Origin of the sequence: Pseudomonas peli (assembly GCF_900099645.1) — a bacterium.
In the GTDB taxonomy this organism is placed as follows: Bacteria; Pseudomonadota; Gammaproteobacteria; order Pseudomonadales; family Pseudomonadaceae; genus Aquipseudomonas; species Aquipseudomonas peli.
In genome coordinates, this window is record NZ_FMTL01000004.1 from 55103 (window position 1) to 76709 (window position 21607).

Genomic DNA, 21607 nt, shown 5'->3' on the forward strand with positions numbered 1-21607 from the left:
CTACTCACTCGCTGGAGAAACGCCATGCGCCGTCTTGCCACTTTCCTTGCTACCGCACTCCTCAGCACCTCGCTCTGGGCCATGCACTGCCCAGCGGATATGGCCAAGATTGATGGCCTGCTGAAAACTGACCCGCCGAGCGATGCCGCAGTACTCGCGCAAGTACAAAAGCTACGCGCCGAAGGCGAAACCCTGCACAAGGCCGGCAATCACGGTGAGTCGGTCAAGGTGCTGGGTGAGGCTTTGCAATTGCTCGAAGCCAGCGAATAGTCCGGGTAGCTCAATGCCTTCGGCAGAACTGCCGAAGGCACTTTTTAGAGCGCCTGCCCCAGAAGACTGAGCGCCACGCGGCGTACCTGAGCCAAGTCAATCGGTTTAGCCAAACAGGCTTGCGCACCGCGCCGACGAGCCTCGGCAAACACCGCCTCATCTGCCGCCGCGCTGATCACCAACACTGGCACCGCCTGCAACCGTGGGTTGAGGCGCATGGCATCCAGCACCTGCATGCCGTTGCCATCGGGTAGATCCAGGTCCAGCAACAACAGGGTCGGCGTGCATTGCTCCAGCTCCGCCAGTGCCCGCTGCACCGAGCCAGCGCCACGTACCTCGGCAAATTCACGCAGGGCTTCCTGAACCACCTTGAGGCAGGCAGGGTGATCTTCCACGCACAGCACTTCGGCCAGCTGCCTGGGCTGCTCTGACACAGACTCCTCATCAGCAGCCGGTTGTGCCGCCGGAGCCGCAGCGCCGGGCAGGTCAATCCAGAAGCGACTACCCACACCGGCACTGCTACTAAAGCCCATTTCACCGGCCATCAAAGCGGCCAGCTCGCGGCACAGCACCAAGCCAATTCCGGTACCAGGAATGCTGGAGTTCTCACGCCCCAGGCGCTGGAACGGCTGAAACAGATTGGCTTGCTGCTCGGCTGTCAGCCCTGTGCCGTTATCCTCAACCCATAACCGCACGCAACTGGAGCGCACCTCATAACCCATGCGGATCAAACCCTGCGGGCTGTTGTACTTGATCGCGTTGGACAGCAGGTTAAGCACTACCTGGCGCACCCGGCGCATATCCGCCTGCACATACAGGCCTGCGTCGGCGTCAGCCAGCACCTGCAGCTGCAACTGACGTTGCTGCACTTCAGGCTGCACCAGCTCAGCGCAACCGTGCAGCAGCGCGCCCACCTCCACAGACTCCAGCTTGAGTTGCTGACGGCGGCTTTCGATGCTCGACAGGTCGAGAATGTCATCCACCAGTGAGGTCAGGTGCCGACTGGCATTGACGATCTCACGGGCGTAATCGCTCTCCAGCTTGGCTTCGGGTTTGTCCTGCGCCTCCATCTCGATCAACTGACCAAAGCCATAAATCGCATTAAGCGGCGTACGCAACTCATGGCTCATGCTCGACAGAAAGCGACTCTTGGCCTGGCTGGCGGCCTGAGCGTCCAGACTCGCGCGGCGCAGGTCTTCCTGCACCTGTTTAAGGCGGGTGATATCCACATGGGTGCCGGCCACGCGCAGGGCTCGGCCCTCGCTGTCACGCTCCAGGACCTTGCCGCGGCTCAGCAGCCAGACGTAATGACCGTGGGCATCGGCGTAGCGGTATTCCGCCTCAAAACGGTCCTCGCCACTGCTGGCGAACAGTTGACGCAGGTGGCGAATACGCTCCAGATCATTGGGGTGCACACGCTGATTGAACTCACTGAAGGTGATGCTCGGCTGCGTGAGACCGAAGCGCTTGAGGAAGCGCTCACTCAGCGTGATGCTCATGCTGTGCGCTTCAACTTCCCAGAGGCTTTCCGTGGTGCTTTCCAGTACCAACTGAAGAATCCGCTGCGCTTCTAATCGCTGCACTTCACTGGCCTGCAGTTGCTCACCCGTCTGCTGCACCGCTGTGGCCATACTCATCAGTTCATCAATCTGACTGGACGGCGCACTGGGCTGGTAATGGCCCTGCCCCAGCTCGCGCATCATCCCGACTACCCCATCCATCGGCTGCACCAGCTGATCACTGAGCCGCCGTGAACGCACCCACATCAGCGCGAAGAACAGCAGATAGAACAGCCCTAAACCGACAATCAGCAGGTAACCGATGTGCAGGTAACGCTCCGCCAGGCGATTGGTCTCACTGAAAATATTGGCCTCATCGACCACCAACAGCAGCTGCCAACCCGTTTGCGGAATCTCGCTCCAGGCAATCAACTGTTTGCGACCACCAAGTTCAACTTCCTGCACATTGCCCTGGCCTGCCGCCATGGCCTTCAGCAACGGCTGCATCTCGGTGCGTTTGGCCAAGTTGAAGTCTTCAGGCTTGAGCACTTCACGCCGCACCGCCTCGGCATAGGAGTACTCGGTCAGCTCGCGCAGGCCAAAATCCTCTTCGCCTGCGCGCGGCAAGGCCATGATGTTGTGATCGCGGCTGACCAGCATCGCATAGCCCTGCCAGGGCACGTCCAGTTCGCCAATCTCACCGAGCATCTGCCCAACGGTGATATCCAGGCCCACAACCCCTTCGAGAAAATCACCGCGATACACCGGCGCCACGGCCGACATCATCCAGCCCATGCCTGCCGGGTCGAGGTAAACGTCAGTCCAGGCCACCTTGCGCTCAGGGTTGTGCTTGGCGTCAGCCAGGTAATAGAAGTTGTAATCGGGTATCACCATGTCATGGGGATACTGCTCGGGCGTCATAAAGAAGGGGTAAATACGGTTGTAGCTGTCCCAGGTATTGAAATAGGCCGCTGCCACCCGTGGGTTGGCAGCCTGGATTGAGCGCATCAACGGGTCGAGCTGCGACAGGCGTAACGCCTTGCCGTGGTCCTGCTTGGCCAGCGGCGTGCTGTTGGCATAAAACGAGGCCGCTCGGCCATCATCGCTGCGGCTGTAGAACACCCCGCTGTCAGTCAGCGCATGCCGCTGACGCTCCAGTGCATCAGGCTCAAACGTGCGGTTATCCAGAGCATTGAGTGCCGCATCACGGAAAATTTGTACCTGCGCTTCAACGGAGCGCAAACGGCCATCGATCACATGACCTTCACGCACCACCGCAGCAGACAGGTCATCCAGTGCGCTCTGCTGCAAATGCTCAATTTGCGCATCGCGAATTGCGGCATTACTCAACAGGTACACCGTGATCAACACCGACTCGACCAGAATCAGCGGTATCAGGGCACTCTGCACAAAAGCGCGCCAGATCCACTGACGCAAAGGGTAACGCGACGCGCGCGGCATACGAGGGTCTCATCCTGAAGGCAAGGCGAATGTGCAGGATGCAATCATAGCCGGCAAGCACCCTAAACGTCCGCCAGGCAATTGCTGGGTCGACGCTGTGGAACCTTTGGCGTAAACTCCCGTCCCAGTACCAGCAACACAAGTTTCGGGGCCGATTAGGATTCGACGCCGGTAGCGAAGCTCTAGGTGCATGCCGACTTGGTAACAGAAGTCGTAAATCCACTGTTGCAACTTTCTATAGTTGCCAATGACGAAAACTACGAGGGCTACGCTCTCGCTGCGTAAGCGGCGCGACTAGTCCTTCTGGTAGCTTCGGCTCCAGCGATCACTAGGGGATGCCTGTAAACCTGAAGTGATTGTCATGCAGAACAGGATCGCCGCGTAGTACGTTGTGGACAAAGCGGCTAAAACTTACACAACTCGTCCAAAGCACCCTGCCCGTCGGGCGGCTGCGGATTAACTCAATAGACACGGCTAAGCATGTAGTACCGAAAGTGGAGAACTGGCGGACGGGGGTTCAAATCCCCCCGGCTCCACCAATTAGAAACACCTTAAGCCCCTGATTTTCCTAGAGAAAGTCAGAGGTTTTTGCTTTCGACACTTGTCGACTGTCCCGAAAGTGTCACGCTTCAGTCAAGATCCGAAGCAACCTCAGCCCCCACATTCACGCGATAGCTAACTGGAGCCATATCCATACCTAACAGCTCACGCGCGGTAAGGCGATATTCAAAATACTCACCGGCATCGCGATCCAGGGAGTGCAGCCGCACAACCTCATAGCGATCAGGTTCGCTAGTAGCAAATCTCAACTCATTCTCCGAGATGAAGAAGGCAGTATTTGCATTGCCAGATGTGGTTTTAACCTCTAGGTAATGCTCGGTAACGCCTGAAAGTCCACGCCTCAGAGTACGAATATCGTAGCCAGCACCATCTCCTTCTTCCTTCGAGACGTGGATGACTCTTGAAACATAACCTTCCCCAAACTCATTCAGGACTCGTGATTGCTCAGCTGCAAAGACGATGAGTTCCCCCAGCAAGCCGAGTTCTTGGTTGTCGGCAGCTTCCTGAAGGTAGTCCTTTTTCCTGATGCTTCCTTTTCGCGGGACAGTTGCTTGTGAAGGCCGCGCTGATCGTTTGGAAGGCGTCACATTCCCTAGACACTTGAAGTCATAGGAACCTGGCAGTTCAGCAACCCCAAAATCCACAGGAGCCACAACTGTACTGTCCGCATAGGCTCGGTGAGTGGAAACTGAACAATAGGACTGAAATAAGCGAGCAAGAACCTCGGCCCTCTTGATCAGGCGACCGCCAGTTCCCATTGGTGCACAGGTGAACCCTGCACTAACCATTGCGCCAAAAGACAGGATGTTTTCGGCCAAATGTTCAATGTGGCTCTTCAGATCAAGGGTTTGACTTTTACACTCCTCAATCCTGGCCTGAAGCTCCTGAGCAGGAATAAGGTCGACATTGCCTAGCCAAATCACATCGGAGAAGTGAACCAGATTAGGCCAGAGCTTCGGGGTCAAAGCCCCATGAACATTGCTCTCGATGACCTCAGAAAGCCAGCGAGGCCCGTCCTTTTTGGATGTGTGACTAACCACCCCCGCGCCAATGAAGCCACTGACGTTTGGTTTGGGTTTGTACTTATCTACGAAGTCCCAGTTAGGAGGGCCTGATTGAAAAATAAGAACATCGCCTTCCTGGAGTCCAGACCAAACCCCTTCCTTGCTATCGTCAAACCCCCAAAAACCAGTCGCCAATGTGGTCAACCAATGCTCAATGGGGCCGTTCGCTTTTACAGCCTCACCACGGCCAATCACATCAATAACGTGTGAAATGACATCCATATCTAACTACTCACAACTGATTATGTTTTTTGGCGTTCCCGCGAGCTTTCTCGACTGGGTACTTTTCAGCGTTGATGCACAGTTTGCGATCCACAGCTGCCTGCAGATCCAGGGACAGCACGTCAGCGAGGCGCAGTAGATACAAAGTGACGTCGGCCACTTCCTCCTCAACCTTGCGCATGCTCTCAGCGTCACCCTTGATAGCCACAGCCTGAGAGTCGGTCAGCCACTGGAATATCTCAAGCAACTCAGATGCTTCCACGGATAGTGCCGAAGCAAGATTCTTAGGCGTATGGAACTGCTCCCAATCTCGCTCCCGAGCAAAGAGACGCAGCTGCTGCTGAATGCGTTCGACGTCCATCGACTCCCCCACTTCCTATAGCAATGGCCTCTATCGTGTCAGAAGCTCTGAGTCCAAGCTAGAAATGAAGGGCATGGAAATCTAGTGAGAACGGAGGATGTGCCCTGCCAACGGACTCAACCTCACCGCCTCGGCCAGATGCTCCGGGGCCAAGTGCGAGTAGCGCATGGTCATGGCCAAGCTGGAGTGACCCAGGATCTTCTGCAGGGTCAGGATGTTGCCGCCCTTCTGTATGAAGTGACTGGCGAAGGTGTGACGTAGCGCGTGGCTGGCCTGCCCTTTCGGTAGCTGGATTCCTGATCGAACCAGGGCACGACGAAACGAGCTGATGGAGCCTGTAAACGGGCCATGACGCTTCCAGTGTTCCCGTATGAATGTCTCCAGGGCCGGATCAATTGGCACCGTGCGGACGCGGCTGGATTTGGTCTTGCTGTAAGTCACGGAGCCATTACGCAACCGGGCCGGGATTAGCCCTTCTGCCTCAGACCAACGCGCACCAGTTGCAAGGCAAAGCAGAGTGATCGGTTCGACATGTGGGTTGTCCGAGTGCTTGCGGATGGAGTCCAGCAGAATGGTTACCTGATCATCTGTGAGCCAGGACAATTCACGCTCATCAATGCGGAATGGCTTCACCAGCTCCAATGGGTTGGCGTAATCGATCTGACCAAGGCCACGCAGCTCATTGAACACCGCACGCAGGTAGCCCAACTCATTGTTGAGGGTCTTAGGACTGGTGCCGTTTTCAGAACGTATACGCCGATCATGGGCGTAAACCGAAGCATCGAGCTTGGCAGCTACCGGGTTACGGAGCCGAACGCACATAGCATCAAGCCTAGTCTTTCGACGTAGACCATCCTTGAGCATGTGACCGTGCAGGTCATACCAGAGCGTCACCAGCTCGGAGAGTTTGCGACGATCTGACGCCTTGGGGTTCCAGCCGGAATCCTTGGCCTTGTTGGCGAGAATGAAGGTCTCGTAACGCAGGGCTTCGCCCTTGGTATCAAAGAGCTTGCGGAAGCGTTGACCACGGATCGGCTGAACATCTGCCAGCCAACGACCATCATCGCGCCGTTTCACACTCATACAGCACGGCCCCAACGGACGTTGCGCTCTTCCAGCAGCTTTTTGATGTGCTTGTAGATGTCGTGCTCGGTCATGTCCTTGGCTGCATAGTGATCACGAATGACCGGCCAGCATTCCCAAGTTTGCAGCCGATCAAACGCCTTTTTTGCGCCCACTCGCTCCCTTGCCAGCAGGCTTACGAAGTTTCCCAGGAAGAGTTCGACGTTTTTGCCCGAGAAGCCACGGGAGGTCTTGTAGTAGCGCTTGTATTCGGTGTCCTCAAGCAGGGAATCAACTGGTAGGTCCACACGTATGTCCTCACGAATAAGTGTCCAAATGGGGGCGAAGTAGCCCGGTCGGCTTAACAACTTGAATTGCCCCAGCCCATAGCGCCAAAGGCCGTCCAGGTGCCCGGAGAAGGCCGCAAACGAGCGGGTGTCGATGGCTTCACCGGTTTTCACATCCAGGGAACCGCTGGCGAATTGCTGGATGATCGAATGGTGATAACGCAGCTCTACGCGCCATACCGGCTGGGCTGGGTCATAGTTCTCTGGGTCGTTGTCGTCGAAGCTGTCACGTCGCTTCCAGACGCTTTCCCAGTAGTCGAGCTTGTCCGTGGCCTTGGCCTGCTCGGTCTTGTTGTAGATACACAGCTGGATGCCACTGGCAGAACCAAACATCGAGGTTTCACCGCGGCCATAGGTGCTGGATTTGGTCGCCCAGTTGATTTCACTGATACCCGATATGTCGCGTTGAGTCCGGGCTTTGCAGTGCATGCGGGCCACCAGATCGGCGGGAGGCGTCCAGCCCTGCAGGTCTAATGCAAGGTGGACGGCACACTGGTTGATTTCCACATGCGTCATCACCTGGGACGCATAGAAATCCAATCGATCCTGCAGACGCTCAGGCGACAGGCTGTCGATTGCATGAGGTGACACTTCGATTTTCAGATGGGGGCCGATGTTCTCCAGCTTGGCGTTGAAGTTCTTCACCAGCAGGATGATGCCCAGGTCTGCATTCTGCAGCTTGTACTGATACCCGGAGTCGCGCCCTACCCGTCCCGAGTGCCAACGCTGGCCCGCGAAATCGACCATGACGCCCGGCACTTCAAATAGCGCCATGACCTCAGGGCGGATAAGCCCCTTGTACAGCTGGCGCACGGTATCGACGCCACAGCGCAGCAGGCGAACGCCTGACAAGTCGGTGAACGTGACGTTGCCAGGGTCAACAAACAGACGCCCGTGTTTGTCATCCTCTGCAGTCAGAAGATTCAAACGCTGATGATCTTTTACCATTGTCATTTATTCACCTAATGCCAGTTATTGCGGAAGTTCTAAAGTCGTTATCTGACGTGTTACAGGGACGTCAGCGCGCGCTTTTGGCGCGGCGCTCGTCCCTCGCGCATGCGCTAAAAAGCGCATGCGCGCGCTCGCTCGCGCCTTCGTTCTGAACCGAGCCACTCTGGCGCTCGCGAGAGCGCGCAAGGCTGGTTTCGGGTATCTGTTGGGGTTCTTGCTTGAGGTTGGGTCTGGCTGCTGGCTGGGGGCAGTTTTGATCTAGCGCGAGGGCTTTTGCGCCTTGGTTCTCTGGTGGCGGGCTGACTGTCAACGCGCCCCAGGGCGTGAGGACGATCAGTAACAGGAGTAGCTGCAGGCGCTGACCGAAGACAAAGCACACCAAGGGCGCGGCCCTTGTCATCCCGCTCTTGCCGCCGAGGGCTCGGGAGCATGGGGTGGTAAAGCTACCCCACACTCCCGCAGATAGGCTGTTCATAGGCAATCCGCGTCAAGGGTGCGCTGCGCCCGTGCTTCCGTTCGACGGAACGGTAGAGCTGTTCCGACGAGCCGGGAGCGCGGCCCCTGACTCAGCCGAGTTAGGGTGGGCGATGCAGCCCAGTACGTTGCCGGAACCATGCCGGTCGCGGTGCTGCATCGCCCAAATGTTGCGGATTTCATGGAAGAACACCCGCTCCGGGTAGGGATCAGACGTGCCGTAATACACGGCCATGAAGCAGGCATGGTCACAGATACCTTCCATAGGCAGGACTACGCCAACAATGTGCATGACCTGAAACATCGATTCCGGCTCATCATCCCAGCGCAATTCCATGAGCGCGGTTTTGCCGATGTAGCTGATAGCAGTGGCAGCATCGGGAGAGAGGCAGGGGCTAGACATGACTGAAGCCCTCAATCTGATCGGCAATGCGGATGGAGCGGATGTCCTCTAGGTAGGCTTCCACGGGAAAGTCTTCACCGGGACTCATGACCATGAGATACGCCTGCTCCTGCACACCTTTAACCGGCAGGACGATGCCGATGACATAGCCAAAGCGGCAGAACGGCTCGGGATCATCGTCCCACTCAAGCTGGACGTGGACAGGTTGGCCGATGTAGCCAACAGCGGAGACCGCATCCAGGGCAGTGCATGGGCTACGCATGGCTATAGTCCCCCGCTTTGAACTCGGTTTTACCCTTGAGCAGATCCGCACGCAGGCGGGCGAGGTTGACCATGCGGAAGTCGGCCAGTCGCATGCTGGGGACGGTGCCGTTGTCCACCCAGTCGATTGCCTCTTCGATGGATATGCCGCTCATTTCGGCGAAGGTCTTGACGCTGCACAGGTCCAGGCTGTCGTCACTGATCATGGGCTTTCTCCTGCAAAGGCTGTTCCTTGGCGAAGCTGGCCTCCAAGCGCACGACCATTTCGGCGTTCATCGAGCGGCGGGTAGCTTGAGCGGCTTGTTCGATCTGGAGACGCAGTGCGGCAGGCACGCGCAGCTTGAATTGCGGGTCAGTTCGGCTCATCTGCCCTACTCCTCATCCAGCAGCTGCTGAACCAGCCGCACGACGTTAACCATGGTGCGTTTGCCCACCTTCTTAGACGGCAGGTAGCCGCGTTCTACCCAGGTGCGGACAACAATTGGCTCATCGCCCATACCGATCCACTCGGCGAACTTTGGCCAGGGCATCAGGGGCGGCGCCCCGTGCAGCTTTTGTGGGTCGAGACCTTCCGTATCCATAAGCTTTAATCCACTATATTCAGCATTAATAACTACCCAAAGGCTGGGTAATAGCTAACCACTGGGTGATTGTTACCCAAGAACCACAGTGGAGCAATAACTACCCAAGAAAAAATTTCTATATGGAAAGTTCGGCTGATAGAGCTCGCGTATTAATCAAAATGGTCGGAACGAAAAAGGCCAGTGAACAGGGCGGGGCCTATGAGCGCTGGAGAAATGTTAGTAAGGGGGTAGTACGAGTCAGCACAGAAGAGATCGATGTGCTGGTGAAAATCTATCCGCATTATGCCCTCTGGCTGGCAAGCGGTCAGATAGCTCCAGAGTCGGGACAAACCAGCCCAGATTACGACGAAGCCAACCGAAACTTGAGCCAACCTAACGCCGGATAGCGATCACCCAGGAAGCAGCTAGGCGCTGGTATGCCCGAAGGAATGCCTGAGCGAAAGCAGAATAGGCAAAACTAGAGACGCTACCTTCAAAGACAGGCGAGCAGCTAAAGGGGATGAACAGTGTGCGACCGAAAACCTAAGCCGTTATACTCTTGCCGTTTTGACTGTGCAGAAAGGGATAGCTCAAGGAGCACGCATGAACGCGCGATTGCCTAATCGACTGGGGAAATCACCTCTTGTCGATGCGATTTTCGAAATACGGTTTGATGGTGAGCCTTTGCTATCAAGCATTTTAACGGGTGTTTTATACAGTACGCTCGGATGTACAAAGGTCGAAAAACTTCCGCATGCAGACCTGCCAGACTTCGTCAGACAGAGCGACCCGAACCTGAAATACCTAATTCTTTCTCGACTGACTTGGGGGAATTACTATATAGGCATCGGAGATAATGTATTAACACTTTCGCCCATGCAGCCTTATCCTGGCTGGGGAAAATTCAGAGAAAAAATTAATTCAGTTCTGCACCAATTAAATAATTTCAGCGCCGTACACAAAGCTGATCGCTTTTCATTTAAATACATAGATATATTAGAAGATAAGATTCACGAAGACATCTTCGAAACCCTTAATATAGGCCTGTCGCTACTTGAAAGGAACTTCAACTCTAAAACCCTTCAGGTTAGAGTTGAAATCCCACAAGACGAATCAATACATGTGGTTCAAGTAACGGGGCATGCACTGGCAACACTGCCGGACGGGTCTACCCGATCAGGAATTATGGTTGATATAGACAGCATTATGCAGATAAGCAAAAAAACCAAAGATGAAAGCTTTGAAGCTATATCAACGTTGTTAGATACGCTGCACCAAGAAAATAAAGAACTGTTTTTTAAACTCCTGACAGACGAGGGGTTTAAAAGAATGGAGCCAGTGTATGACTAAAATCTCAATGCAGCCGCTATCACTCTCAACCCTCGCAGGTGCATCTGCGCTAGCTTTTGCAATAAGCTCTGCGGCACCTGTTGCTGCCACACAAAAAGCCGAAGAGCCGAGAGCAGTAAAGTTCTCTTATACGCAAGCGAGCCCAAGCAACGAAAGCCTGCAAATCATCTTCAGCCAATCAGCAACCGGCAGCTTCGAAGACAGAATCTCAAGCGTTTACAGCAACCTCTCTTCATCACAAACAGAGCTGGGAGTGGAGTACGAGGCATTACTACTGAATAACCTTTCAAGCCTCTATGAGGATTAAAGATCATGCTCATGGAAGAGATTCAGAATCAGATACCGTACTATCTGACTAGAGAAGCTGGCGAGGGCATACTAAAAGAACTTGAGAATTATTCTGAAAAAACGCAAATAATCCTTAATCGCGGATCTGATGGCGTATTGCAGGGCGATGGATGGCGAGGCTTTAGGCTGTATGACTTCAATAGCGCGGAAGTTAGAAATACCAGAGGGATTGTAATATCTAACAGTTGCGATATTGATACTGAAAACAAACGAGATTTGCCAGCAAAAATCACGTTTGCACCGTTGATACGCATGAAAAAAATTGAAGAAATATTCAAGAACTCTGGATTAGACGCCAATACAACTGAACAAAAGCTACGCTCAATCAGGGAACAAAAAAGCACTTCTTTTTTCTTTATTCCTAGCCAGATAGGCCTAGACGACGAGTACGTTATCTGGTTCAACGACATGCATTCAATGCCAATGAGCTCATTCGTTGAAAGCGCGGAAAGAGAGAAAATCTTCACATTGAACATGACAGGTTTTTACTTACTGCTTTTTAAGATTTCAATTCACTTCTGCAGATTCCATGAGAATGTTGATCGTATGCCAGCCGCACAGTATCAATAAATAGGGTGAGCAGCTGGCGGCCATCAGTAATGAGGGAGCCCCAAAAGTGTCACAGTCACAGCAAGGCAAAGCGGAACAATGCGGGATAGCACGAAACGCAACCATCTGATTTACTTGGCATAGCGGATTTTAGCGGTTTATTGCGAGGTGTCAGGAATGGGTTCAAATCCCCCCGGCTCCACCAAATAAACATCTAAAGACGTCCACGGACGTCTTTTTTTGTGCCCGAAATTCTGTAAGTTCGATGCTTTAAGCGCCTTACCCTCGCGCCTGTTGTTTGTTTGACGCAGGTATCGCAATGCCAATCGCAACCGGCACGCCCATGCAGTCGCAACTCGATCCGCGCTTCTACTACCTAGCGAATTTCCGTCAGGCCCTCACCTGGCTGCAGAAGCGCTATGCCGATCTGCTGAGCGAGACAGAGCATGAGTTTGTTCGGCAGTTCTTCGCCCTGGATACGCCCTCCCAGGCCCTGCTGGTGCGGATGATCATGCGCAAGGGCAGCCACTTTCGGCTGAGCAAGTTGAGTTACGAGGAAATCGGTTGTGCACGCCTGGCGGTAACTCCGTTGCTTGAGGCGGGCTGGGTGCGGCATGACGCAGAACTCTCTCTGGAGGAGCTGTTCAAGCTGCTGCGCAAGGATGAAGTGCTCCAGCATCTGGCTGGCCACGGCTCACGGAAGTCGCAGAACAAATCCGAGCTGTTGACGCAACTGACCGAGACTTGTGCCGAGCCACGCGCCTTTGCCGCCTGGTGCCCGGGCAGTGAGGAGCAGATTGTCTCCCTGACTATTGATGCGCTGTGCGAGCGTCTGCGCCTGATGTTCTTCGGCAATCTACGCCAGGACTGGTCGGAGTTCGTTCTCGCCGAGCTCGGTATCTTTCGCTATGAGCGCGTGGAGTTGACACCCGACTCGCGGGCCTTTCGTCACCGGGCAGATGTGGACTGCTACCTGCACCTGCAGCGCAGCCGCGAGCAGTTCGAGGCCGGCGAGCCGCTTGCAGATGTGCTGCAGCAGATCAGCGCCTTGGTCTGCGATACACCCTTCCTGGCCGCGCGACGTAATAAGCTGTTGTTCCGTATGGGCCAGCAATTGGAACGTGAGGCCGACCTGGAAGGTGCACTGGCGTTCTACACCGACTGCCGCTATGTCGGCGCTCGCTTGCGGCAGATCCGCGTGCTGGAGCGCCTGGGCCGCCCTGAGCAAGCCTACAAGCTGACGCTGCAGGCCATCCAGGAACCGGAAAATGATGCTGAAGCCCAGGCGGTGGAACGCGCATTAACGCGGCTGGCCCGTCAGCTTGGGCAACCGCTGCCCGGTAAGGCCAAGCCAATACCACCTGCACGGATTGACCTGAGCCTGCCAAGGCCTGAGGCGCAGAGTGTCGAGTTTGCCGTCAAAGCTCATCTGCACGAGCCCGACGCACCAGTGCACTACGTCGAAAACAGCCTGATCTGCAGCCTGTTCGGCCTGCTCTGCTGGCAGGCCATCTTCGCGCCGGTGCCGGGGGCGTTCTTCCATCCCTTTCACACGGCCCCGGTTGATCTGTTCAGTGCCGACTTCCATACCCAGCGCGAAGAGTTGTTTGCCAGCTGCATGGCTCACCTCGACTCGGATGCCTACAAACAGGTAATCCGCGACAACTACACGGCAAAATTCGGCATCCAGTCGCCCTTTGTATTTTGGGCTGCGCTGGATCAGACCTTGCTGGAACAAGCGCTCGACTGCCTGCCCGCCGCGCACCTGCGCGCCTGGTTCAAACGCCTTTTGGTGGACATCAAAGCCAACCGCGCCGGCATGCCTGACCTGATCCAGTTCTGGCCGGCCGAGCAGCGCTACCGAATGATTGAAGTGAAAGGCCCAGGCGACCGCCTGCAAGACAACCAGCGCCGCTGGCTGGCCTTCTGCGCCGAGCACGGCATGCCGGTGGACGTCTGCTACGTGCAGTGGGCAGACGCGTGAATTATCAGGTCGCCGTGCGCGCGCTGTGCGAATTTACCGCCAAGGTCGGCGACCTCGACTTGCGCTTTACCCCATCGCCCACCGCCCAGGAAGGCATGACCGGCCACGCCATCGTGGTCGCTAGGCGCGGTCCGACTTACTACGCCGAATTGCCATTGAGTGGCGAATATCAGGGTTTGCAGGTACGCGGCCGAGCGGACGGTTACGACCCGGATGAAAACCTGCTGGAGGAGATCAAGACTCACAGGGGCGATATCAGCCGCATTCCGGAAAACCATCGCCTGCTGCACTGGGCCCAGGCCAAGGTCTACGGCTGGCTACTCTGCCAGGAACGCGACATGCCAGAGATCAACCTGGCAGTGGTCTATTTCAACGTCATCACCCAGCATGAAACCGCCTTCCACCTGACCGCCACAGCGGATGAACTGCGTAAATTCTTCGAGCTGCAGTGCAGCCTATATATCCGCTGGGCCGAGTACGAACGCGAGCACCGCCGCCAGCGCGATGAGGCGCTGGTGCGCTTGCGCTTTCCGCATGCAGAGTTTCGCAGCGGCCAACGCCAACTGGCGAATCAGGTCTACCGCGCCGCCCGTGATGGCCACTGCCTGATGGCTCAAGCCACCACCGGCATTGGTAAAACCCTCGCCACCCTGTTTCCTCAGCTCAAGGCCTTCCCCGAGCAGCGGCTGGATCGGTTGTTTTTTCTCACCGCAAAAACCCCAGGCCGACGCCTGGCGCTGGATGCACTGGCCACCTTACGCAGCCAGGAAGAGGCGATGCCGCTGCGGGTACTGGAGCATGTAGCGCGCGACAAGGCCTGCGAACACCCCGACAAAGCCTGCCATGGCGACTCCTGCCCGCTGGCCAAAGGTTTTTACGACCGCTTGCCCGCCGCCCGCCAGGCCGCACTCGAAGGCCAGTGGCTAAGCCATGAAAGCGTGCGGGCAACCGCCCTAGCGCATCAGATATGCCCTTATTATCTGAGCCAGGAGCTGTGCCGCTGGGCGGATGTGGTGGTCTGTGATTACAACTATTACTTCGACATGGGCGGCCTGCTGTATGGCCTCACCCTGCTCAATGAATGGCGTATCACCCTGCTGGTGGACGAAGCCCACAACCTGATCGAGCGCGCGCGCGGCATGTACACCGCCGAACTCAATCAGCAGCGCTTTGAAGCGGTACGGCGCATTGCGCCGAGCGTGATGAAGGCGCCGCTGGAGCGTATCAGCCGGCACTGGCGACAGCTTGAGCGCGACCAGGAAGTGGCGTATCAGGTCTACCCCACCGCGCCGGACCTGTTCGTCATGGCGCTGCAAAAGGCCGTCAGCACGCTCACCGACCACCTGAGCGAGCAGCCGGCTGGTAATGCCAGCGAGCTGCTGCACTTCTACCTCGATGCCATGCTGTTCTGCCGGCTGGCCGAGGCCTTTGGCGCGCACTCGCTGTTCGATATCAGCCGCGACGAGGGCAGCGGCCAATCGGTGTCCACCCTGTGCATCCGTAATATCGTGCCTGCGCCGTTTCTCGCCCCGCGCTTCGACGAGGCGCACAGCTGCACGCTGTTTTCCGCCACCCTGAGTCCGGCGAACTATTACGCCGACCTGCTCGGTCTGCCGGAAGAGACACCTTGGATCGATGTGGAATCGCCCTTCAGCGCCGAGCAGCTGCACGTCCAGGCCGTCAGCAATCTGTCCACCCGCTACGCCCATCGCGACTTCTCGCTGGCGCCCATTGCTGCCCTGATTGCCCGCCAATACGCGGAAAAACCGGGCAATTACCTGGCCTTCTTCAGCAGTTACACCTATCTGCAGGCAGTGCTGCATGAGCTGCAGATGGCGCACCCGCAGATCCCGGTCTGGCAGCAATCGCGAAAAATGGATGAAGTCGAGCGCCAGGCCTTTCTTGATCGGTTCTCCAGCACGGGCCGCGGCATCGGTTTTGCCGTGTTAGGCGGCGCCTTTGGCGAAGGCATCGACCTGCCTGGCGACCGCCTGATTGGTGCGTTTATCGCCACCCTTGGTCTGCCGCAGATCAACCCGGTCAATGAAGAGATCAAACAGCGCATGGAGGTGATGTTCGGCAGCAACAACGGCTACGGCTACACCTACCTCTACCCGGGTTTGCAGAAGGTCGTGCAGGCCGCTGGCCGAGTGATTCGCACCGTTCAAGACCAGGGCGTGGTTTACCTGATCGATGACCGCTTCAACCAGCCAGCTATCCGCAAGCTGCTGCCCACCTGGTGGAAGGTCGAACGCTGCCGTTTGCCGTTAAACAAGGACCCGGTTCTCTAGCCGCGCATGCCGTTCATTGCCGGCTTGCTTTACGCTCAGTCAGGTAAGCAATGACCGCCGCCTGGTCACCGGCAAACTCGATGCGCGCCGCTTTGCTTTCGCGCTGGTAGGCGTACATCGGGTCGTAGTATTCGCGCAGCAATCCGGCAATCCAGTCGCGGTGCAGCGCAACCGCCCCGCTACGCTGTTCATCCAGCGCCGCCTGCATGATGGCCAGCAAGCGCTGGTAGCGCTCACCACCCAGACGCTTCTGGATATTGCTCAGGCTTTGCAGCAGGCGCTCGGCGTAAAGCCGAAAGCCCTCATCCTCACCGTGCAGGGCGATAAATTCGGCGCACAGATTGACCACGTAATCGCGCAGGATGCGCTCGACGCGGTCCTCGAAGGCATCTTCCAGCCACACCAGCGGGTACTGCTGCATGCCCTGGTATAGCGCCAGCGGCACGGTGCAACTGCCAACCATGCGCCCTTCGTCTTCCAGTACAAACTGCTCGTTGCCACGAGCGCGCTGCTTGAGCAGATCGATGGCTAAACGGTTTTCGAAGTCGATCTGCGCCGGCTGGCCGCTGGCGCGTTTGCCGAAGCTGGAGCCACGGTGGTTGGCGTGGCCTTCCAGGTCCAGGCTGTTGCTCAGCTGCACCAGCACGTCGGTTTTGCCGGCGCCAGTAAGGCCGCCGAGGATCACGAAATCACACTCGGCCACGGCTTGCTGGGTGGTTTCCAGCAAAAAGGTGCGCATCGCCTTGTAGCCGCCGATCACCCGTGGGTAGTCGATACCGGCTTCCGCCAGCCATTGCTGGGTGATCTGCGAGCGCAGGCCGCCGCGAAAGCAGTACAGGTAGCCGTGCGGATTGGCCTTGGCAAACGCCGCCCAGGCCGCGACCCGTTCGGCTTTGACCTGGCCGCTGACCAGCTGATGGCCGAGCGCGATGGCGGCGTCCTGGCCATGCTGCTTGTAGCAGGTGCCTACCCGCTGGCGCTCGTTGTCATCCATCAGCGGCAGGTTGAGCACACCGGGGAAGGCGCCCTTGCTGAACTCGACCGGGGCGCGGGCGTCCATCATCGGCAGATCATTGAGGAAGATGTCGCGGTAGTCGGCGGTGTTGTCGCGCATCACAGCACCTCTACCGCGTAACGCTGTCGCTCAACCAGACGGCCGATGGGCGCCAGGTTCAGGCCCAGCTCGGCGGCTACGGCGAGGAACTCTGCTTCGCCCTCTGGCGTTACGGCGACCAGCAGGCCGCCGCTGGTCTGCGGGTCGCAGAGCAGGTCGCGCTGCGCGTCGGTGATAGGCGCGATCTTCTCGCCATAGCTGTCGAAGTTACGCAGGGTTCCACCCGGCACGCAGCCCTCGGCCAGGTAGTAGTCGACCCCCGGCAGGCGCGGCACGGCGGCGTAGTCAAGCTGGGCGGTGAGATTGGCACCATCGGCCATCTCCACCAGGTGGCCAAGCAGGCCGAAGCCGGTGACGTCGGTCATCGCGGTAACCCCGGCCAGCTTGCCGAAGCGCGAACCGGGCTTGTTCAGGGTGCACATCCAGTCGCGCGCCAGGCCAACGTCTTCGGGCCGCAGCTTGGCCTTCTTCTCGGCGGTGGTCAGGATGCCGATGCCCAGCGGCTTGGAGAGATACAGCTGGCAGCCGGCCGTGGCGGTGTCGTTGCGTTTCATATGGCTCTTGAGCACCACGCCGGTGACGGCCAGGCCGAAGATCGGCTCCGGCGCATCGATCGAGTGGCCGCCGGCCAACGGAATGCCCGCCTCATCACACACCGCGCGGCCGCCGCGAATCACTTCGCGAGCCACTTCCGGCGGCAGCAGATTGACTGGCCAACCGAGTATGGCGATGGCCATCAGCGGATCGCCGCCCATGGCGTAGATGTCGCTGATCGCATTGGTGGCGGCGATGCGGCCGAAGTCGTACGGGTCATCGACGATTGGCATAAAGAAGTCGGTGGTCGACACCACCCCGCGCTCGTCGTCCAAGGCATACACCGCCGCATCATCGCGCGAGGCGTTGCCGACCCACAGCTTGGGGTCGAGGTTCTGCGCGCCGCTGCCGGCGAGGATCACCTCCAGCACTTTCGGCGAAATCTTGCAGCCGCAGCCGGCCCCGTGGCTGTACTGGGTCAAACGGATCGGCTCGCTCATCGGTCAGGCTCTCGGCAAATCGGAAACAGGCGCGGATTCTAGCAAAGCTGGCCTTTAACACGGCGCCCCATATAATCGCGCCACGTCGACTACCCTGACTACGCGCAGGCCCGCACATCTGCTGTGCCTGCCATTTCGAATTTTTCCGCTATTGAACCGGAGAATCTTCATGCTCAAACGTACCCTGGCGCTCGCCGCCGGCTTTGCCCTTTGCCTGTCCGCCAACCTGTCCCAAGCCGCCGAAGTACTCCGCGTCAGCGCCATTCCGGATGAAGCGCCGACCGAACTGCTGCGCAAATTCAAACCGCTGGGCGCCTACCTGGAGCAGCAACTGGGCATGAAGGTCGAGTTCACCCCAGTCGCCGACTACCCGGCCGTGGTCGAGGCTCTGGCCACCGACCGCCTGGACCTGGCCTGGCTTGGCGGCTTCACCTTTGTGCAGGTGCGCCTGAAAACCGGCAACGCCATTCCGCTGGTACAACGCGAGCAGGATGCGCAGTTCACCAGCAAGTTCATCACCGCCAACCCGGACGTGACCTCCCTGGCCGACCTCAAAGGCAAAACCTTTGCCTTCGGTTCGGTGTCGTCCACCTCCGGCAGCCTGATGCCGCGTTACTTTATGCTGCAGGACGGCATCAAGCCGGAAAGCCACTTTAGCCGCGTTGGCTACTCCGGTGCGCATGACGCCACCGCCGCCTGGGTGCAGGCCGGCAAGGTCGACGGCGGCGTGCTCAACGCCAGCGTGTGGGACAAGCTGGTTGCCAGCGGCAAGGTCGATAGCAACAAGGTCAAAGTGTTCGCCACCACCCCGACTTACTACGACTACAACTGGACCGTGCGTGGCACCCTCGACCCGGCTTTGGCCGAGAAGATCAAAGCTGCCTTCCTCGCCCTCGACCCGGCTAACCCGGAGCACAAGGCGATCCTCGACCTGCAGGCCGCCAGCCGCTTTATCGAAACCTCGCCTGAGAACTACAAGGGCATCGAGGACGCTGCGCGCGCCGCTGACCTGCTGAAATGACCCTGCGCCTCTCTGGCGCCAGCCTCAGCCACGGCAACGGAGTCCACGCCCTGCGCGGCGTGGACTTGCATATCGCCGCCGGCGAGCAGGTCGCCATCATCGGTCCCTCAGGGGCCGGCAAGTCGAGCCTACTCAACCTGCTGGCCAGCGCCCTGCAACCAAGCAGCGGCGAGATTCAGCTGCTCGGTGAGCAGCCCTGGCAACTGTCCAGCAGCCAGCGCCAACGCCTGCGTGCACGTATTGGCTTGGTGCATCAGACGCCGCCACTGCCGGCGCGCCAGCGGGTGGTTACCGCCGTGCTGGCCGGCAAGCTCGGTCAGTGGAGTTTGGGCAAGAGCCTGCTGAATCTGCTGCATCCGCTGGATATCCCTGGCGCTCGCCGTGAGCTGGCCAAGCTGGACCTGGCTGACAAGCTGTTCGCCCAGTGTCAGCAGCTTTCAGGTGGTCAGTTGCAGCGCGTCGGCATCGCCCGCGTGCTGTACCAGGCACCGGAACTGCTGCTGGCCGATGAGCCGGTGTCAGCCATGGACCCGGTGCTGGCCGAACACACCCTCAACGTGTTGTGTCGGCATGCCGAACAGCATGGCGTCACCCTGGTCGCCAGCCTGCATGCGGTGGAACTGGCCCTGGCGCACTTCCCGCGGATTATCGGCCTGCGTGACGGGCAGATTCTCTTCGACCGCCCTGCTGGCGAAGTCGGCCAGGCGCAGCTCGACGCGCTGTATGCCAATGAGCAATTGCTCTCGCCGCCCACGCCTAGCGTGACCCTTAGCCTGCAGATCCCGCGATGCTAAACCGCGACACCCGCGACCCTGCCGCCCTGCCCCGCCTGCTACTCACCCTGCTGGCGCTGGTACTGCTGTGGCCGGGTATACAGCTCAGCGAGCTGGACCTGGGCGTGCTGCTGCAAGCCGACAGCCAGAGCGAAATGGGCCGCTTTGTCGCCGCCTTCTGGCCGCCGACCCATGACGCGGACTTTTTGCAGTTACTGCTCGACGCCACCCTGCAAACCCTGGCCATCGCCACCGCAGGCATGGCCCTGGCGCTGCTATTGGCGATTCCAGCCAGTCTGCTGGCCAGCCGCGCACTGTCGCTATCGGCCGCTTCCCTTGGTGGTCGGCCGAAGCCGCTGGCGCAGTTGCTGCGCTGGCCGGTGCGCGGCCTGCTGATCTTCCTGCGCAGCGTGCCGGAAATCGTCTGGGCGCTGCTGTTCGTCCGCGCGGTCGGCCTCGGCCCCACCGCTGGGGTGCTGGCCATCGCCATCACTTACAGCGGCATGCTCGGCAAGGTCTATGCGGAAATCTTCGAGTCGGTCGACCAGCGCCCGGCCCACGCCCTGCTACAAGCAGGCAGCGGCCGGCTGGCGGCCTTTGTCTACGGTATTCTGCCGAATGCCGCGGCGGAACTGACGTCCTACACGGTGTACCGCTGGGAATGCGCAATTCGCGCTTCGGTGGTGATGGGCTTTGTCGGTGCCGGCGGCCTGGGCCAGCAGATCGACCTGTCGATGCGCATGTTCGCCGGCGGTGAAGTGGCCAGCATGCTGCTGACCTTTCTGTTGCTGGTACTGCTGGCCGATCAACTCAGCCGTGTGCTGCGCAGGAGGCTGGCATGAGCCGGCTGATCAACCTGTTACTGCTGCTCAGCATCGGCGCAGCGGTAATCGCTTCGTTCGCTTACCTGGGTATCGACCTGGGTGCACTGATCAGCGGCGACAGCCTGGGCCAGATGGCTGGCTACGTGCAGCGCTTTCTCAGCCCGGACCTGAGCGCCGAGCACCTGTCGGCCATCAGCCATGGCGCAATGGAAACCCTGGCCATGTCGGCCCTCGGCACCTTGCTCGCCGCAGTATTTGGCCTATTGCTGGCCTTGCCCGCCGCCGGGCGCTTTGGCTGGCCGCTGCAAAGCGCCGCGCGTTTGCTACTGAATGCCCTGCGCGCGATTCCCGAACTGGTCTGGGCCGCGCTGATGGTGCTGGCCGCAGGCCTTGGCCCGAACGCCGGCACCCTAGCCCTGGCCCTGCACACCGCGGGCGTGCTCGGCCGGCTATTTGCCGAAGCGCTGGAAAACACCCCCACCGCACCGGCCGAGGCAATTCGTTTGCAGGGCGGCAGCCAGGTCGCGGCGTTCTGCTACGGCACCCTGCCCAACCTATGGCCACAGCTGTTGGCCTACTGCCTGTACCGCTGGGAAAACAATATCCGCATGGCCAGCGTGCTGGGTTTCGTCGGGGCTGGCGGCCTAGGACAGATGCTCTATGTCAGCCTTAGCCTGTTTCAGGAGGCGCAGGCCAGTACAGTGATCCTGGCCATGCTGGTGCTGGTGTTCGGCGTCGACGCGCTGAGCGGCTGGACGCGGCAGCGCTGGGTACGGGCGTAGGGCGGGTGAAACCGGCAGTGCGCGCCACGCGGGTTTCA

Annotated in this window: 23 protein-coding genes and 1 other RNA gene; 12 read left to right on the forward strand and 12 right to left on the reverse strand. The window is 58.6% G+C overall.

The genetic code is table 11. The features are described from left to right. Nucleotides 1-24 precede the first annotated feature (24 nt). Nucleotides 25-270 carry a hypothetical protein gene (locus BLO50_RS17400; protein ID WP_090255302.1) on the forward strand — a complete coding sequence of 82 codons (246 nt, stop codon included), beginning with the start codon at nucleotides 25-27 and terminating at the stop codon, nucleotides 268-270. A gap of 44 nt (nucleotides 271-314) precedes the next feature. Here BLO50_RS17400 and BLO50_RS17405 read toward each other — a convergent pair whose 3' ends face one another. Further along, a complete protein-coding gene (locus tag BLO50_RS17405; protein ID WP_090255304.1) occupies nucleotides 315-3230 on the reverse strand; it encodes a hybrid sensor histidine kinase/response regulator in 2916 nt (971 codons plus the stop codon). 147 nt (nucleotides 3231-3377) lie between these two features. On the opposite strand from BLO50_RS17405, the gene ssrA reads away from it, so the two are divergent. Further along, nucleotides 3378-3769, forward strand: a transfer-messenger RNA (tmRNA) gene (gene ssrA / locus BLO50_RS17410). Nucleotides 3770-3859: 90 nt separating this feature from the next. Here ssrA and BLO50_RS17415 read toward each other — a convergent pair. From BLO50_RS17415 to BLO50_RS17460, 9 genes are all read right to left on the reverse strand, one after another. Then, nucleotides 3860-5077, reverse strand: coding sequence for a protein NO VEIN domain-containing protein (locus BLO50_RS17415; protein ID WP_090255306.1), 1218 nt, complete (start codon nucleotides 5075-5077; stop codon nucleotides 3860-3862). Nucleotides 5078-5087: 10 nt separating this feature from the next. Beyond that, the gene (locus BLO50_RS17420; protein WP_090255308.1) at nucleotides 5088-5438 is read right to left on the reverse strand and encodes a nucleotide pyrophosphohydrolase; all 351 of its coding nucleotides are present in this window, start codon (nucleotides 5436-5438) and stop codon (nucleotides 5088-5090) included. 81 nt (nucleotides 5439-5519) lie between these two features. After that, nucleotides 5520-6521: a phage integrase gene (locus tag BLO50_RS17425; RefSeq protein WP_090255310.1), complete on the reverse strand. Its 1002-nt coding sequence runs from the start codon at nucleotides 6519-6521 to the stop codon at nucleotides 5520-5522. Continuing rightward, entirely contained in the window at nucleotides 6518-7801 is a 1284-nt protein-coding gene (locus tag BLO50_RS17430; RefSeq protein ID WP_090255312.1) for a hypothetical protein, read from the reverse strand. The genes BLO50_RS17425 and BLO50_RS17430 overlap by 4 nt, the downstream gene beginning before the upstream one ends. Nucleotides 7802-8285: 484 nt before the next feature. Next, on the reverse strand, nucleotides 8286-8675 hold the full coding sequence (locus tag BLO50_RS17440; protein ID WP_090255315.1) for a hypothetical protein: 390 nt from the start codon (nucleotides 8673-8675) through the stop codon (nucleotides 8286-8288). Further along, a complete protein-coding gene (locus BLO50_RS17445) occupies nucleotides 8668-8937 on the reverse strand; it encodes a hypothetical protein (protein WP_090255317.1) in 270 nt (89 codons plus the stop codon). The genes BLO50_RS17440 and BLO50_RS17445 overlap by 8 nt, the downstream gene beginning before the upstream one ends. Then, on the reverse strand, nucleotides 8930-9142 hold the full coding sequence (locus tag BLO50_RS17450; RefSeq protein ID WP_090255319.1) for a hypothetical protein: 213 nt from the start codon (nucleotides 9140-9142) through the stop codon (nucleotides 8930-8932). The genes BLO50_RS17445 and BLO50_RS17450 overlap by 8 nt, the downstream gene beginning before the upstream one ends. Then, complete coding sequence (locus BLO50_RS17455) at nucleotides 9132-9302, reverse strand: Arc family DNA-binding protein (protein ID WP_090255321.1); 171 nt, start codon at nucleotides 9300-9302, stop codon at nucleotides 9132-9134. The genes BLO50_RS17450 and BLO50_RS17455 overlap by 11 nt, the downstream gene beginning before the upstream one ends. A 5-nt stretch (nucleotides 9303-9307) precedes the next feature. Further along, the gene (locus tag BLO50_RS17460) at nucleotides 9308-9517 is read right to left on the reverse strand and encodes a hypothetical protein (protein WP_090255323.1); all 210 of its coding nucleotides are present in this window, start codon (nucleotides 9515-9517) and stop codon (nucleotides 9308-9310) included. Between the two features lie 122 nt (nucleotides 9518-9639). Here BLO50_RS17460 and BLO50_RS17465 point away from each other — a divergent pair, with 122 nt between their 5' ends. The 6 genes from BLO50_RS17465 (at nucleotide 9640) to BLO50_RS17490 (ending at nucleotide 16021) form a co-directional block, all read left to right on the forward strand. Next, complete coding sequence (locus tag BLO50_RS17465) at nucleotides 9640-9906, forward strand: DNA-binding protein (RefSeq protein WP_090255325.1); 267 nt, start codon at nucleotides 9640-9642, stop codon at nucleotides 9904-9906. A 196-nt stretch (nucleotides 9907-10102) separates the two neighbouring features. Then, nucleotides 10103-10849, forward strand: coding sequence for a TIGR04255 family protein (locus BLO50_RS17470; RefSeq protein ID WP_090255327.1), 747 nt, complete (start codon nucleotides 10103-10105; stop codon nucleotides 10847-10849). Further along, nucleotides 10842-11156 carry a hypothetical protein gene (locus BLO50_RS17475; RefSeq protein WP_090255329.1) on the forward strand — a complete coding sequence of 105 codons (315 nt, stop codon included), beginning with the start codon at nucleotides 10842-10844 and terminating at the stop codon, nucleotides 11154-11156. The genes BLO50_RS17470 and BLO50_RS17475 overlap by 8 nt, the downstream gene beginning before the upstream one ends. Before the next feature lie 5 nt (nucleotides 11157-11161). Then, nucleotides 11162-11767, forward strand: a complete 606-nt coding sequence (locus tag BLO50_RS17480; RefSeq protein ID WP_090255332.1) for a hypothetical protein — start codon at nucleotides 11162-11164, stop codon at nucleotides 11765-11767. 298 nt (nucleotides 11768-12065) lie between these two features. After that, nucleotides 12066-13730 (forward strand): VRR-NUC domain-containing protein, encoded by a 1665-nt coding sequence (locus tag BLO50_RS17485; protein ID WP_090255334.1) that lies wholly within the window; start codon nucleotides 12066-12068, stop codon nucleotides 13728-13730. Beyond that, nucleotides 13727-16021 (forward strand): ATP-dependent DNA helicase, encoded by a 2295-nt coding sequence (locus tag BLO50_RS17490; protein WP_090255336.1) that lies wholly within the window; start codon nucleotides 13727-13729, stop codon nucleotides 16019-16021. Before BLO50_RS17485 ends, BLO50_RS17490 begins: the two co-directional genes overlap by 4 nt. A 13-nt stretch (nucleotides 16022-16034) precedes the next feature. On the opposite strand, the gene mnmH is transcribed toward BLO50_RS17490, so the two are convergent. Continuing rightward, complete coding sequence (gene mnmH, locus BLO50_RS17495; RefSeq protein WP_090255338.1) at nucleotides 16035-17135, reverse strand: tRNA 2-selenouridine(34) synthase MnmH; 1101 nt, start codon at nucleotides 17133-17135, stop codon at nucleotides 16035-16037. Then, a complete protein-coding gene (selD, locus tag BLO50_RS17500; protein WP_090255340.1) occupies nucleotides 17135-18169 on the reverse strand; it encodes a selenide, water dikinase SelD in 1035 nt (344 codons plus the stop codon). Before selD ends, mnmH begins: the two co-directional genes overlap by 1 nt. A 169-nt stretch (nucleotides 18170-18338) precedes the next feature. Here selD and BLO50_RS17505 point away from each other — a divergent pair, with 169 nt between their 5' ends. The 4 genes from BLO50_RS17505 to phnE are packed head-to-tail and all read left to right on the forward strand — an operon-like array spanning nucleotide 18339 to nucleotide 21569. Further along, the gene (locus BLO50_RS17505; protein ID WP_090255342.1) at nucleotides 18339-19190 is read left to right on the forward strand and encodes a putative selenate ABC transporter substrate-binding protein; all 852 of its coding nucleotides are present in this window, start codon (nucleotides 18339-18341) and stop codon (nucleotides 19188-19190) included. Then, nucleotides 19187-19984: a phosphonate ABC transporter ATP-binding protein gene (locus BLO50_RS17510; protein ID WP_090255344.1), complete on the forward strand. Its 798-nt coding sequence runs from the start codon at nucleotides 19187-19189 to the stop codon at nucleotides 19982-19984. The genes BLO50_RS17505 and BLO50_RS17510 overlap by 4 nt, the downstream gene beginning before the upstream one ends. Then, nucleotides 19978-20805 (forward strand): PhnE/PtxC family ABC transporter permease, encoded by an 828-nt coding sequence (locus BLO50_RS17515; RefSeq protein WP_090255346.1) that lies wholly within the window; start codon nucleotides 19978-19980, stop codon nucleotides 20803-20805. The genes BLO50_RS17510 and BLO50_RS17515 overlap by 7 nt, the downstream gene beginning before the upstream one ends. Continuing rightward, the gene (gene phnE / locus BLO50_RS17520) at nucleotides 20802-21569 is read left to right on the forward strand and encodes a phosphonate ABC transporter, permease protein PhnE (RefSeq protein WP_090255348.1); all 768 of its coding nucleotides are present in this window, start codon (nucleotides 20802-20804) and stop codon (nucleotides 21567-21569) included. The genes BLO50_RS17515 and phnE overlap by 4 nt, the downstream gene beginning before the upstream one ends. Nucleotides 21570-21607 lie beyond the last annotated feature (38 nt).

Coding starts and splice junctions, on each gene's coding strand:
- BLO50_RS17400 (WP_090255302.1), top strand. CDS start 25: ATGCGCCGTCTTGCCACTTTCCTTGCTACCGCACTCCTCAGCACCTCG.
- BLO50_RS17505 (WP_090255342.1), top strand. CDS start 18,339: ATGCTCAAACGTACCCTGGCGCTCGCCGCCGGCTTTGCCCTTTGCCTG.
- selD (WP_090255340.1), bottom strand. CDS start 18,169: ATGAGCGAGCCGATCCGTTTGACCCAGTACAGCCACGGGGCCGGCTGC.
- BLO50_RS17455 (WP_090255321.1), bottom strand. CDS start 9,302: ATGAGCCGAACTGACCCGCAATTCAAGCTGCGCGTGCCTGCCGCACTG.
- BLO50_RS17475 (WP_090255329.1), top strand. CDS start 10,842: ATGACTAAAATCTCAATGCAGCCGCTATCACTCTCAACCCTCGCAGGT.
- BLO50_RS17465 (WP_090255325.1), top strand. CDS start 9,640: ATGGAAAGTTCGGCTGATAGAGCTCGCGTATTAATCAAAATGGTCGGA.
- BLO50_RS17440 (WP_090255315.1), bottom strand. CDS start 8,675: ATGTCTAGCCCCTGCCTCTCTCCCGATGCTGCCACTGCTATCAGCTAC.
- BLO50_RS17485 (WP_090255334.1), top strand. CDS start 12,066: ATGCCAATCGCAACCGGCACGCCCATGCAGTCGCAACTCGATCCGCGC.
- BLO50_RS17450 (WP_090255319.1), bottom strand. CDS start 9,142: ATGATCAGTGACGACAGCCTGGACCTGTGCAGCGTCAAGACCTTCGCC.
- BLO50_RS17510 (WP_090255344.1), top strand. CDS start 19,187: ATGACCCTGCGCCTCTCTGGCGCCAGCCTCAGCCACGGCAACGGAGTC.
- BLO50_RS17460 (WP_090255323.1), bottom strand. CDS start 9,517: ATGGATACGGAAGGTCTCGACCCACAAAAGCTGCACGGGGCGCCGCCC.
- BLO50_RS17445 (WP_090255317.1), bottom strand. CDS start 8,937: ATGCGTAGCCCATGCACTGCCCTGGATGCGGTCTCCGCTGTTGGCTAC.
- BLO50_RS17470 (WP_090255327.1), top strand. CDS start 10,103: ATGAACGCGCGATTGCCTAATCGACTGGGGAAATCACCTCTTGTCGAT.
- BLO50_RS17420 (WP_090255308.1), bottom strand. CDS start 5,438: ATGGACGTCGAACGCATTCAGCAGCAGCTGCGTCTCTTTGCTCGGGAG.
- BLO50_RS17430 (WP_090255312.1), bottom strand. CDS start 7,801: ATGACAATGGTAAAAGATCATCAGCGTTTGAATCTTCTGACTGCAGAG.
- BLO50_RS17405 (WP_090255304.1), bottom strand. CDS start 3,230: ATGCCGCGCGCGTCGCGTTACCCTTTGCGTCAGTGGATCTGGCGCGCT.
- BLO50_RS17425 (WP_090255310.1), bottom strand. CDS start 6,521: ATGAGTGTGAAACGGCGCGATGATGGTCGTTGGCTGGCAGATGTTCAG.
- mnmH (WP_090255338.1), bottom strand. CDS start 17,135: ATGCGCGACAACACCGCCGACTACCGCGACATCTTCCTCAATGATCTG.
- BLO50_RS17480 (WP_090255332.1), top strand. CDS start 11,162: ATGCTCATGGAAGAGATTCAGAATCAGATACCGTACTATCTGACTAGA.
- phnE (WP_090255348.1), top strand. CDS start 20,802: ATGAGCCGGCTGATCAACCTGTTACTGCTGCTCAGCATCGGCGCAGCG.
- BLO50_RS17515 (WP_090255346.1), top strand. CDS start 19,978: ATGCTAAACCGCGACACCCGCGACCCTGCCGCCCTGCCCCGCCTGCTA.
- BLO50_RS17415 (WP_090255306.1), bottom strand. CDS start 5,077: ATGGATGTCATTTCACACGTTATTGATGTGATTGGCCGTGGTGAGGCT.